Origin of the sequence: Pseudomonas sp. IT-P44, from assembly GCF_949768225.1 — a bacterium.
Taxonomy (GTDB): domain Bacteria; phylum Pseudomonadota; class Gammaproteobacteria; order Pseudomonadales; family Pseudomonadaceae; genus Aquipseudomonas; species Aquipseudomonas migulae.
Genome location: NZ_CATKQM010000048.1, coordinates 16,793 through 29,595, shown reverse-complemented (window position 1 = coordinate 29,595; position 12,803 = coordinate 16,793). Strand labels below are relative to the sequence as shown.

General features: G+C 61.7%; 10 protein-coding genes and 1 riboswitch. Of the genes, 8 read left to right on the top strand and 2 right to left on the bottom strand.

Annotated features, from left to right (window positions below; translation table 11 throughout):
• Positions 1-26: 26 nt before the first annotated feature.
• On the bottom strand, positions 27-494 hold the full coding sequence (locus tag ACM6IO_RS23055) for a hypothetical protein (RefSeq protein WP_414912294.1): 468 nt from the start codon (positions 492-494) through the stop codon (positions 27-29).
• 167 nt (positions 495-661) lie between these two features.
• Positions 662-904 carry a hypothetical protein gene (locus ACM6IO_RS23050; protein ID WP_008025780.1) on the bottom strand — a complete coding sequence of 81 codons (243 nt, stop codon included), beginning with the start codon at positions 902-904 and terminating at the stop codon, positions 662-664.
• 276 nt (positions 905-1,180) lie between these two features.
• Positions 1,181-1,281: riboswitch (guanidine-I (ykkC/yxkD leader) on the top strand.
• A gap of 61 nt (positions 1,282-1,342) precedes the next feature.
• Here ACM6IO_RS23050 and ACM6IO_RS23045 point away from each other — a divergent pair.
• The 8 genes from ACM6IO_RS23045 (at position 1,343) to ACM6IO_RS23010 (ending at position 12,802) form a co-directional block, all read left to right on the top strand.
• On the top strand, positions 1,343-2,410 hold the full coding sequence (locus ACM6IO_RS23045; protein WP_192228688.1) for a putative urea ABC transporter substrate-binding protein: 1,068 nt from the start codon (positions 1,343-1,345) through the stop codon (positions 2,408-2,410).
• A 15-nt stretch (positions 2,411-2,425) separates the two neighbouring features.
• A complete protein-coding gene (locus tag ACM6IO_RS23040; protein WP_008025776.1) occupies positions 2,426-3,241 on the top strand; it encodes an ABC transporter permease in 816 nt (271 codons plus the stop codon).
• Positions 3,238-4,026, top strand: coding sequence for an ABC transporter ATP-binding protein (locus ACM6IO_RS23035; protein ID WP_192228687.1), 789 nt, complete (start codon positions 3,238-3,240; stop codon positions 4,024-4,026). Before ACM6IO_RS23040 ends, ACM6IO_RS23035 begins: the two co-directional genes overlap by 4 nt.
• Positions 4,027-4,039: 13 nt before the next feature.
• Positions 4,040-4,765, top strand: coding sequence for an urea amidolyase associated protein UAAP1 (locus tag ACM6IO_RS23030; protein ID WP_008025773.1), 726 nt, complete (start codon positions 4,040-4,042; stop codon positions 4,763-4,765).
• Positions 4,766-4,776: 11 nt separating this feature from the next.
• Positions 4,777-5,418 (top strand): urea amidolyase associated protein UAAP2, encoded by a 642-nt coding sequence (locus tag ACM6IO_RS23025; RefSeq protein WP_017336948.1) that lies wholly within the window; start codon positions 4,777-4,779, stop codon positions 5,416-5,418.
• A 280-nt stretch (positions 5,419-5,698) separates the two neighbouring features.
• The gene (uca, locus tag ACM6IO_RS23020; protein WP_414912293.1) at positions 5,699-9,328 is read left to right on the top strand and encodes an urea carboxylase; all 3,630 of its coding nucleotides are present in this window, start codon (positions 5,699-5,701) and stop codon (positions 9,326-9,328) included.
• Positions 9,329-9,353: 25 nt separating this feature from the next.
• Positions 9,354-11,120, top strand: coding sequence for an allophanate hydrolase (gene atzF, locus ACM6IO_RS23015; protein ID WP_414912292.1), 1,767 nt, complete (start codon positions 9,354-9,356; stop codon positions 11,118-11,120).
• 194 nt (positions 11,121-11,314) lie between these two features.
• The gene (locus tag ACM6IO_RS23010; RefSeq protein WP_414912291.1) at positions 11,315-12,802 is read left to right on the top strand and encodes a diguanylate cyclase; all 1,488 of its coding nucleotides are present in this window, start codon (positions 11,315-11,317) and stop codon (positions 12,800-12,802) included.
• Position 12,803 lies beyond the last annotated feature (1 nt).

The following is a 12,803-nucleotide window of genomic DNA, read 5'->3' as shown; positions in this document are numbered from 1 at the left end:
CCCACAGGTATTGCATTCAACTCATGTTATCGGTGGCTGCCTCGGCCAGAGTGATCGCCGCGACCGTAGTGGTCACCTCGTCCGCCGTGATTGCGTCCGCCACCACGGTAATCATTGTTCCAATTGCCACGGTTACGGCCATCCCAGCCGCCCCGGCCATTGCCGTCCCAACCGCGCCCCTGATGCGCCCGGTAATCGCTTCGTGGCGAAGGCTGGTAATAACGCGGTGCCGGTTGATACACCCGCGGCTGGTGGTAGTACCGCGGCGTTGGCTGATAATAGCGGGCCGGTGGTGAGTAATACCGGCGCGGCGAGGTGTAGTAACCGCCACTGGAGTAGTAACCGCCGCCATCTGAGTAGTACGGCGCGGGGGACGTGTAAACCTCGGAACTGTAGTAGCTGCCTCCTCCATCGGCATAGGGCACGCACGCACCGAGTGACAATCCCACTACAGCTGTCAGAAGAATTCGACGGAGCATTTTTTGAAGGAGCATGGCGGCCTCCTGGACCGCGAGTGAGCCACACCAGCGACGCTGGCGAGCGACAGTCAATTATTCGATGACTGTCGAAAGATCAGACATCGTTTTCGACATCCGGTGCGCCCTTGAAACAAGTTGAAACATCTAGCCGATGAAAGGTTTTTCATCTATTCACCCGCTGATTAATGGTGCCGCCCATGGTATCCACCGCCGTAATAACGTGGGTGATGCCCGCCCCAATAGTAGTAGCGATAGCCACCGTAAAAGCGCGGACCATAGTAATAACGCGGGCCGTAATAGTAGGAATACGGCGCATAGCCGGGGTAGTAATAAGGCGTGGAATACACGTCGTAGGTGCCGGCGTAGTAGTAGCAGCCGGACAACCCGACACCGAGCACAACGCCCAGTAACAGTCGACGAAACATGGCGGCCTCCTGAAAGACCACAGCCGATACAGCCGGCTGACACCTGTTTTGACTGGCAATGCGACGGCGAGTGCCAGACGACGCCTGACCTTCGGATCAGCGGCCAGCCACGCTGCATCTCAGTGCACGGGCGCACCATCACAAAGCAGCGAACGGCCCTTGCGCCCTCCCGAAAAATGGCAATCCCCCGGCCCAGAGCGCTTCGAGCGACTTGGCACGGCTCTCGCTTTAGCAAACCCGTGCAGGAGTCATCACAGGTTCGCGGCACCACAATTTGCAATGGCTGACTAGGGTTCCGGCTCGCTAAGGCGAGTGACTGGTCCGAGAGTTGGCGACCTCCAGTTGAGGTTACACGGCGGGACAAAAGCCCGGGAGACAAGCCACCGTTCGCGGTGCCGCGTTGACTCCTGCCCGCCCTTGATCAACTGGAGAACCACCATGTCCCGACTTCGTTTACCCGCCCTCCTCGCCGCTGCCTTCGCAGCCATCGTGAGCGTCTCGTCCCAGGCCGCGCCAAAAGACCACTTCAGCGTCTGCTGGACCATTTACGCCGGCTGGATGCCCTGGGAATACGCCGGCAGCCAAGGCATCGTCGACAAATGGGCGAAGAAGTACGGCATCAAGATTGATGTGGTGCAGCTCAACGACTACGTCGAATCCATCAACCAATACACCGCCGGCCAGTTCGACGGCTGCACCATGACCAACATGGACGCGCTGACCATTCCGGCGGCCGGTGGCGTCGACAGCACCGCGCTGATCGTCAGCGATTTCTCCAACGGCAACGACGGCATCGTGCTCAAGGGCGACGGCAAGAAAGTCGCCGACCTCAAGGGCATGGACGTCAATCTGGTCGAGCTCTCGGTGTCCCATTACCTGCTGGCGCGGGCCCTGGATTCGGTGGACCTCACCGAGAAAGACCTGAAAGTGGTCAACACCTCCGACGCCGACATCTCCGCCGCTTTCAACACGGAGCAGGTCAACGCCGTCACCACCTGGAACCCGATGCTCTCGGACATCAAGGCCAAGCCGGGCGTGACCGAAGTGTTCAATTCCAGCCAGATCCCCGGCGAGATCATGGACATGATGGTGGTCAACAGCGCCACCCTCAAAGACAACCCCGCTCTGGGCAAGGCACTGACCGGCGCCTGGTTCGAAGTGGTCGAGTTGATGAACGCGAAAAACGCCGCCAGCAAGGCTGCGCTCGAACACATGGCCAAGGCCTCGGGCACTGACCTCGCGGGTTTCCAGGCGCAACTCGACACCACCAAATTGTTCGCCACACCGCAAGAAGCCCTGGCGTTCTCTACCAGCAAGCAACTGCCGGAAACCATGCGCAAGGTCGCGGAGTTTTCCTTCCAGCACGGCTTGCTCGGTGAAGGCGCCAAGGACACCAGCGCGGTCGGCATGGCCTTCGCCAACGGCGTGACCAGCGGCGACAAGGGCAACCTCAAGCTTCGCTTCGATCCGAGTTACGTGCAGATGGCTGCCGACGCCAAGCTGTAACAAGAGGACCTGGCCATGCGCCTGATCAATCGCCACCCGGATCGCCCGAGTCGCCTGTTGTTGGTGATCCTGCCGTTCGCCCTGGTGCTGTTCGCCTACTTCATGGGCTCGGCCGAACGGCTGCTGGACAACCCTAACGACAAGCTGTTGCCGAGCGCCGTGCAAATGACCGACGCGGTGAAGCGCCTGGCGTTCACCGCCGACAGCCGTACCGGTGAATACGTGCTGTGGCAAGACACCGCGTCCAGCCTGCGGCGCCTGGCCATCGGTCTGGGCATCAGCGCGTTGGCCGGGCTGTGCCTGGGCATCGCCGCCGGCACGTTGCCACTGTTCGGCGCGCCGTTGTCGCCGTTGCTGACGGTGCTGTCGATGGTGCCGCCGCTGGCGATCCTGCCGATTCTGTTCATCGTCTTTGGACTGGGGGAGTTATCGAAAGTGATGCTGATCGTCATCGGCATCACCCCGTGTCTGGCGCGGGATCTGGAACAGCGCGCCCGGGAAATACCGGTCGAGTTGCTGATCAAGGCCCAGACCCTCGGTGCCTCGACCTGGACGCTGATGCTGCGCGTGGTGCTCCCGCAATTGTTGCCGCGCCTGCTGATCTCGTTGCGGCTGATGCTGGGTTCGGCGTGGTTGTTCCTGATCGCCGCCGAAGCCATCGCTTCCACCGACGGCCTCGGCTACCGGATTTTCCTGGTGCGCCGTTACCTGGCGATGGACGTGATCCTGCCGTACGTGGTGTGGATCACCCTGCTCGCCTGGCTGATGGATTGGGGCCTCAAGCGCCTGACTCAACGTGCGTTCCCTTGGTATGAAGGAGCCCGCGCATGAGCTTCATCACGGTAAAAAACGTCTGGCAACAATACGCCGATCAAGTGGTGCTCGAAGGCTTGAACCTGAACGTCAACGAGGGTGAGTTCTGCACCCTGGTCGGCGCGTCGGGCTGCGGCAAATCGACCTTCCTGCGCCTGTTGCTCGGCCAGGAACGCGCCAGTCGCGGCGAGATTCTGCTGGACGGTCAACTGCTGGCCGGCGAACCGGATTCGAGCCGTGGCGTGGTGTTCCAGCGCTACTCGGTGTTCCCGCACCTGACGGTGCTGGACAACGTCGCCCTCGGCCTCGAACTGCCGCGTTCGCCGCTACTTGGGCGCCTGTTCGGCAGCGCCAAAAAAGACGCCCGCGAACAGGCCTCGGTGCTGCTGCAAAAGGTCGGCCTCGGCCACTCGCTGGACAAGTACCCGGCGCAGCTGTCCGGCGGCATGCAGCAACGGTTGGCCATCGCCCAGGCGCTGATCATGAAACCCCGCGTGTTGCTGCTCGACGAACCGTTCGGCGCGCTCGATCCGGGCATCCGCAAAGACATGCACGCCTTGCTGCTGGAGCTGTGGCGCGAGACGCAACTGACGGTGTTCATGGTCACCCACGACCTGTCCGAAGGTTTCAGCCTCGGCACGCGATTGCTTGTATTCGACAAGGTTCGCGTCGACCCGCACGCCCCCGGCGCCTATGGCGCGCGCATCACTTACGACATCCCTTTGAACAGCGACCGCCGCGCCACGCGCGCCGCCGTCGATGCCTTGCCGGAAACACTGGCAGGCGCGCTTCGCACCGCTTAAGAGGATTTTGCACATGACTGATTCGACCCAACTGTTCCCACCCTTCGCCGAGGAAATGCTCCCCGGCGGCGGCCATCGCTCCTTCGTATTGAAACGCGGCCAATTGCTGCGCCTGACCGACCTGCGCGGTGGCGCCAACGTCAGCCTGACGCTGCTCAACGCCAACGAAAAAACCGAACGCCTGAACCTGCCCGACAGCCTCAAATGCCAACACACCGCCAAGCTCACCACGGGCCATTGTTTGTACTCGGACATGGGCCGCGTGCTGGCGGCAATCACCGCCGACACCTGCGGCTGGAGCGACAGCCTCGGCGGCGTGCTGTGCGCTGAAGAAGTCGCGGAAAAATACGGCGCAGGCCGCTATCAGGAACTGCGCAACGGCTTCTTCCGCAACGGCACCGACAACCTGTTGGTGGAACTCGGCAAATGGGGTTTGGGCCTGTCGGACTTGCTGATGACCCTCAACCTGTTCAGCCGCGTGAACGTCGATGAAGCCGGGCGTTTCCACTTCGTTGAAGGCAACTCCAGGGCCGGCGACTACATCGAGTTGTACGCGCCGATGGACACGCTGGTGGTGCTCACCGCCCTGCAACATCCGATGGACCCGTCGCCGGAATACGCACCAAAACCGTTGAAGCTGAGCTGGATGAACGCCGACGCCAGTGTCGCCGAACACTGCCGCACCTCGCGCCCGGAAAACGAGCGCGGCTTCATCAACACCGACCGCCTGTTCGCCTGAGGATCGCTGCCATGTCACTCGCAATCGCTACCGCTCAAAAGCATCCAGAAACAGCGGTCTACCGCGCCACCATTCCCGCCGGCGAACCGTGGCTGATGGAGGTCAAGGCCGGCCAGACCCTGCGCATCCTCGACCTGGAAGGCAATCAGGCGGTTGATACGTTGTTCTACAGCGTCGCCAACCCGAAAGAACGCTACGACGTGCAACGCACCTTGCGCCGGCAGAACAGCGTCTACCTGAGCACCGGCAGCGTGCTCTATTCCAACCTCGGCAAACCGATGCTGACCATCGTCGCCGACACCTGCGGACGCCACGACACCCTGGGCGGTGCCTGCGCGCAAGAGAGCAACACCGTGCGCTACGCCCTGGAAAAACGCTACATGCACAGCTGCCGCGACAACTACCTGCGCGCCTGCGTCCACGACGGGCGACTGGGCAAGGGCGACATCGGGCCGAACATCAACTTCTTCATGAACGTGCCGGTCACGGCGGATGGCGGGCTGACGTTTGAGGACGGTATTTCGGCGCCGGGCAAGTACGTGGATTTGCGAGCGGAGATGGACGTGATCGTGCTGATTTCCAATTGTCCGCAACTGAATAATCCGTGCAATGCCTACAACCCTACGCCTGCGGAGCTGCTGGTATGGAACTGAAACTGAACCGTCTGCGTCGCTGGTTGTTTGCCCTGTGCCAGGCCCGTTCCGGGCAGTGCCTCAAACCTCAAGAACACCACTAAACCCTGTGGGAGCGGGCTTGCTCGCGAAGGCGGTGTGTCAGTCGATATGAATGTGTCTGATACACCGCCTTCGCGAGCAAGCCCGCTCCCACAAGGGTCCGGTGGTGGTTTGAGGTAAATGATTTTTCCGCCGGGGACGACCCCGGCGCCCAACGAAAAACTGCGGGACGGCCCGCATCCCCTCCAGGGGTTATGCCATGTTCGAAAAAGTCCTGATTGCCAACCGTGGCGCCATTGCCTGCCGCGTCCTGCGCACCTTGCGTGAACTGCACGTCAAAGGTGTCGCCGTTTACTCCGAAGCCGATGCCGCGAGCCTGCACATCCTGCATGCCGATGAAGCCCACAGCCTCGGTGAAGGCGCGGCCGCCGGCACCTATCTGGCGGTCGATAAAATCCTCGCCATCGCCAAAGCCACTGGCGCCACGGCGATCCATCCTGGCTACGGTTTCCTCTCGGAAAACGCCGCGTTCGCCGAAGCCTGCGAAGCGGCCGATATCGCGTTCATTGGCCCAACGCCAGAACAGTTGCGCGTGTTCGGCCTCAAACACACCGCGCGCGCCCTGGCCAAGCAACACGGCGTGCCGATGCTCGAAGGCACCGAGTTGCTCGACAGCCTCGACGCGGCATTGATCGCCGGCGATCAGGTCGGCTATCCGGTAATGCTCAAAAGCACTGCTGGCGGCGGTGGCATCGGCATGCGCGTGTGTCGCAGTGCTGACGAGTTGAGTGAATCCTTCGAAGCCGTAAAACGCCTCGGCCAAAACAATTTCAGCGATGCCGGCGTGTTCATCGAGAAGTACATCCAACGCGCCCGACACCTGGAAGTTCAAGTGTTCGGCGACGGTCGCGGTGAAGTGATCGCCCTCGGCGTGCGCGACTGTTCGGTACAACGGCGCAACCAGAAAGTCCTCGAAGAAACCCCGGCGCCGAACCTGCCCGACGGCATGGCCGATGAACTGTGCGCGGCGGCGATCAAACTGGCAAAAGCGGTGAACTACCGCAGCGCCGGCACCGTGGAATTTGTGTTCGACAGTGCAGACCAGCGCTTCTACTTTCTGGAAGTGAACACCCGTTTGCAGGTAGAGCACGGCGTCACCGAACAGGTGTGGGGCGTGGATCTGGTGCGCTGGATGGTGGAGCTGGCGGCGGGTGATTTGCCGCCGCTGAGCGTGTTGAGCCAAGGTTTGAAAGCCGAGGGGCATGCGATTCAGGCGCGGCTTTATGCGGAAGATCCGGGGCGCGATTTTCAGCCGAGCCCAGGTTTGCTGACGGCTGTGAACTTCCCCACCGCCGACGGCAAACAGCTGCGGATCGACACCTGGGTCGAGGCCGGTTGCGAGATACCGCCGTACTTCGACCCGATGATCGCCAAGGTCATCTGCTGGGCGCCGACCCGCGAACAAGCGCGTGCGGATTTGCATCAAGCACTGGGCGACAGCCAGCTCTACGGCGTGGAAACCAACCGCGATTACCTGCGGCAGATTTTGCTCGACGCGCCGTTCACCAGCGGCCAACCGTGGACCCGCTGCCTCGAAGGCCTGGTGTATCAGGCCAACACTTTTGAAGTGCTCAGCGCCGGTACGCAGACCAGCGTTCAAGACTATCCGGGGCGACTCGGTTATTGGGCCGTAGGCGTGCCGCCGTCAGGGCCGATGGACAGTCGCGCATTGCGATTGGGCAACCTTTTGCTGGGTAACGAAGAAGGCGCCGCCGCGCTGGAAATCACCATGAGCGGGCCGTTGCTGCGTTTCAATTGCGACGCGGTGGTGGCGGTCACCGGAGCAGTGATTCCGCTGACGTTGAACGGCGAAACCGTGGCGATGAACACGGCGCTGCTGGTTCCGGCAGGCACTACGTTGAGTCTCGGCACGATTGCCGGCGCAGGCGCCCGCAGCTATCTGTGTGTGCGCGGCGGGCTGCAGGTGCCCGATTATCTGGGCAGCAAAAGCACCTTCACCCTCGGACAGTTTGGCGGCCATGGTGGTCGCGCATTACGGGCCGGCGATGTGTTGCATGTGCCGGCATTGACCCATCACAGCGTCGGTGAGCAACTGCCTGCAATCGCTGAGCTGCCTGCCGTGCGGCAAATCCGGGTGATTTACGGCCCCCATGGCGCACCGGAATATTTCACCGAAAACTACATCGGCACGTTTTTCGAGACTCAGTGGGAAGTGCATTTCAACTCCAGCCGCACCGGCGTGCGCCTGATCGGGCCGAAGCCGGAATGGGTGCGGGCTGACGGCGGTGAGGCGGGGCTGCACCCGTCGAATATCCACGACAATCCGTATGCCATTGGCGCCGTGGACTTCACCGGGGACATGCCGGTGATTCTGGGGCCGGACGGCCCGAGCCTCGGCGGATTTGTGTGCCCGGTGACGGTGATCGAGGCGGATCTTTGGCAACTCGGCCAGCTCAAGGCCGGGGACAAAGTGCAGTTCCAGCCAGTCGATATCAAAACCGCCCGCGACCTCGCCCTGAAATGGAATACCCCCTGTAGGAGCCGGCTTGCTGGCGATGGGGCCCTAACAGACACCGCGTCAACTTCATCGCCAGCAAGCCGGCTCCTACAGGGGGTTGTATCGCCTGTGGTTTTGGATTTGGGTCAGGACGATACGCGGTTGGTTGCGCGACTGTCGGGGGATACGCACCTCTTGCTTGAGATCGGCGCACCAGAACTGGACCTGGTCCTGCGCTTCCGCGCCCACGCCCTCATGCAAGCCCTGGAAAGCAAACACCTGCACGGCGTGATCGACCTCACACCTGGCATCCGCTCGCTGCAAGTGCACTACCAACCCGAACAACTGCCGCTGGCCGATCTGCTCGGCATCGTCGCCGGTGAATGGGACGCGGTGTGCGCTGCCAAGGACCTGCAAGTGCCCTCGCGCATCGTCCATCTGCCGCTGTCCTGGGACGATCCGGCCTGCCAATTGGCGATCGAGAAATACATGACCACCGTGCGCAAGGACGCACCGTGGTGCCCGAGCAATCTGGAGTTCATCCGCCGCATCAACGACCTGCCGAACCTCGACGAAGTACAGCGCACAGTGTTCGACGCCAGCTATCTGGTGATGGGGCTGGGCGACGTCTACCTCGGTGCGCCGGTCGCCACCCCGCTCGACCCGCGCCATCGTCTGGTGACCACCAAATACAACCCGGCCCGCACCTGGACTGCGGAAAACTCGGTGGGCATCGGCGGCGCGTACATGTGCGTGTACGGCATGGAAGGCCCCGGCGGTTATCAGTTCGTCGGTCGCACGTTGCAGATGTGGAACCGCTACCGCGAAGTCGCCGCGTTCGATGGCAAACCGTGGTTGCTGCGCTTCTTCGACCAGATCCGTTTCTACCCGGTGAGCGCCGATGAACTGCTGCGCATCCGCCGGGATTTCCCCCTCGGGCGCTTCGATTTGAACATCGAGCACAGCCAGTTGAACCTCGCGGATTACCAGGCGTTCCTGAGCAAAGAAGCCTCGAGCATTGCAGCTTTTCGGGATCAACAGAAAGGCGCGTTCAACGCCGAGCGCGAGCGTTGGATCGCCAGCGGCCAGGCGCATTTCGACAGTGAAGAAGCGGCCCCGGAAACGACCGAAGACGCACCGTTGGCCAGTGGCGAAATGAGTGTCGACAGCCACATCGCCGGCAACCTCTGGCAGGTCCAGGTGGAGACCGGCAGCCGCGTCGCCGCCGGTGATGTGCTGGTGATTCTGGAGTCGATGAAGATGGAAATCCCGCTGCTCGCACCGATGGCCGGCGTGGTGCGCGAAATCCGCGTGCAACCCGGTTCGGCCGTGCGCGCCGGACAGCGCGTCGTGGTGCTGGAACTCGACTGAACCCATTTTGCAAAGGACTCACTTCATGACCATCAATCTGCAACTAGACACCCTGCGCAGCGCCTACCGCGACGCCAGCATCACACCGCGACAACTGCTGCTGAACCTGCGCGATAAAGCCGCCGCCCTGAACCCGGACTATCACCTGTTCATTCATTTGCTCAGCATTGAAGAACTGGAGCCGTACCTCGCCGCGCTCGACGGCCGCGATATCGACAGCCTGCCGCTGTACGGCGTGCCGTTCGCGATCAAGGACAACATCGATCTGGCGGGCATTCCGACCACGGCAGCGTGCCCGGCATTTGCCTATGTGCCGCAGCAGTCGGCGACCATCGTCGAGCAATTGCTGGCGCTGGGCGCAATTCCGCTGGGCAAGACCAACCTCGACCAGTTCGCCACCGGCCTCAATGGCAGCCGCTCGCCGTATGGCGCGTGCCCGAACAGCGTGTTGTCGGAGTATCCGTCGGGCGGTTCCAGCGCCGGTTCTTCGCTGGCGGTGGCGCTGGGCGTGGCGAGTTTTTCGTTGGGCACGGACACGGCGGGCTCGGGGCGAGTGCCGGCGGGGTTAAACAATCTGGTGGGGATGAAAGCCACCAAAGGGTTGATCTCCACGGCGGGCGTGGTGCCGGCGTGTCGTACGCTCGATTGCGTCACGACCTTCACCGCGACGGCTCGGGAAGCCAGTCAATTGCTGGCGCTCACCGCGCATCTCGATCCACGGGACGAATACAGCCGCCGTAATCCGCTGTGGAATGACGGCTCGGCGTTCGGCACACCGCGCCCCTTTCGCTTCGGCGTACCGCGTGCGCAGGACCTGGAGTTCTTCGGTTGCCCTGAAGGTCCGCTGTTGTTCGGCGATGCCATCGACCGGCTCAAGGCGTTGGGCGGTGAAGCCGTGGAACTGGATTTGTCGCCCTTCCTTGAAGCGGCGCGCCTGCTGTATGAAGGCCCGTGGGTGGCGGAGCGCTACAGCGTCGCCGGCGAGTTGATGGAGCAAAATCCTCATGCGGTATTGCCGGTGATTCGAGCGGTGCTGGCCAAGGCGCCAGCGGTGAACGGTGTGCAAACCTTCCGCGCCCAATATCGGCTGCAAGCCTTGAAAGCGCTATGCGACAAAGCGCTGGAAGGACTCGATTGCGTGGTCACGCCGACCATCGGCCGTCCCGTCACACTGGCGGAGCTTGAGGCTGAGCCGGTGCTGCGCAATTCGGAACTGGGTTACTACACCAACTTCATGAACCTGCTGGACTACGCCGCCGTCGCGGTGCCGAGCGGGTTCATGGGCAATGGTTTGCCGTGGGGCGTGACGGTGTTTGGCCGGGCGTTTACCGATCAGTATTTGTTGAGTGTGGCGGATGCGTTTCAGCGTCGTTCTCCTGCGCCCGCAACGGTCGCGCGCAACGATCGTGCGCGGCTGGTGGTGTGTGGCGCGCATCTGGATGGGTTGGCGCTGAACTGGCAGTTGAAGCGGCGCGGTGCGACGTTGGTCGAGACGACCTTCAGCTCGCCGGACTATCAACTGTATGCATTGGCCGGTGGCCCGCCGTTTCGTCCGGGGATGGTGCGGGTGAAGGATGGCGGCGTAGCGATTGCGGTGGAGGTCTGGGACTTGCCGAGCAGTGAGTTGGGGTCGTTTTTGACCGGGATTCCGGCGCCGCTGGGGTTGGGCAAGGTGCAACTGGCGGATGGGCGTTGGGAGAGTGGATTTATCTGTGAGGCGTATGGGTTGGAGGGTGCGGTGGATATCAGTCATTTGGGCGGATGGCGTGCGTACCTGACAGATTCGAGGTGATCTTTCGATTCGCGGGCAAGCCTCGCTCCTACGGGGGGATTGCGTAAACCAGTAGGAGCGAGGCTTGCCCGCGAAGGCGTCAGTCCGGACGCCACCGCACCTGACCCTCGCCGATTCACCCTGCAATTCCCGCAGTTATTTCCCCGCAGTGCCACTAGAATGCTCCCCAACGGGTCACTGCCAACGGAATCGCCATGCTGCTTCACTCGCCGCTGTATTCGCAACGTTCGCTGGTCCTCACGCTGATCGCGCTGCTGGGCGCAGGTTTTCTCGCCACGTCATTTCTCAGCTACTACGCCTCGCGCGCCTCGATCCGCGACAACATCGTCAACACCGAGCTGCCGCTGACTTCGGACACGGTCTACTCGGAAATCCAGAAAGATCTCGTCAGACCGATCCTGATTTCCTCGATGATGTCCCGCGACACCTTCATGCGTGATTGGGTGGTCAACGGCGAACACGACCCCGACCAGATGACCCGCTACCTCAACGAGGTCATGACCCACTACGGCGCCTACACCGCATTTTTCGTCTCCAACGGCACGCTCACCTACTACCACGCCAAAGGCGTGCTCAAGCAGGTCAAGGTCACTGAGCCGCGCGATGCCTGGTATTTTCGCGTGCGAGACATGGCTGCCCCTTACGAGATCAACGTCGACCCTGACCTGGCCAACAAGGACAACCTGACGTTCTTCATCAACTACAAGGTCTACGACTACAACAACCGTTTCATCGGCGCGGCAGGCGTTGGTCTGACCGTCGATGCGGTGATCAAGTTGATCGACAAGTATCAACAGCGCTATCAACGCAGTGTGTATTTCGTCGACAGCTTCGGTCGATTGGTGCTTACCGGTGCCGAGGGTGGCCCACAGGGCGCGCATATCGGCCAGAAACTCAACGACCTGGAAAGCATGAAAGGCCTGGTCAACCAGCTGCCCAAGCCCCACAGCGGCAGCTACGAATATTCCGTCCAGGGCCAGGGCCATTTCCTCAACGTGCGCTTCATTCCGGAACTGAACTGGTACCTGTTCGTCGACAAACGCGAAGACGGCGCCCTCAGCGAAATCCGCCAGTCGCTGTACCTCAACCTGCTGATTTGCCTGCTCGTGACTCTGATTGTGCTGGCCCTGCTCAATCGGGTGATCAAGCGTTATCAGGGCAAGATCCAGGCGCAGGCGACCCTCGACAGCCTGACCGAACTGCCGAACCGTCGCGGCTTCGATCTGCTGGCCGCACAAGCCATGCATGAAGCCCAACGCGAACCGAAACCGCTGACTGCGCTGCTGCTGGATCTGGACCACTTCAAGGCCTTGAACGACACCTACGGTCACCTCGCCGGCGATCAGGTGCTGATCGGCTTCGCAAGGGATCTGGAGAGTTGCCTGCGCCATTCCGACATCGTCTGCCGTTGGGGCGGTGAGGAATTCATCGTGCTGCTCAAGGACACGGACGGTGAGACCGGTCTGATGATTGCCGAGAAAATTCGCCAGCATGTCGAAGAACAGCTTTATGCCTACAACGGTCACACCTTGCAGCTGACGGTCAGCATTGGCTTGACCACGCTGCAACCGGATGACACCTTGCACACCCTGCTCTCCCGCGCCGATCATGCGATGTATCGGGCCAAGCAATCCGGCCGTAACCGTACCTGCGCGGAAATGCCTCACACCAGTTATGCATAGT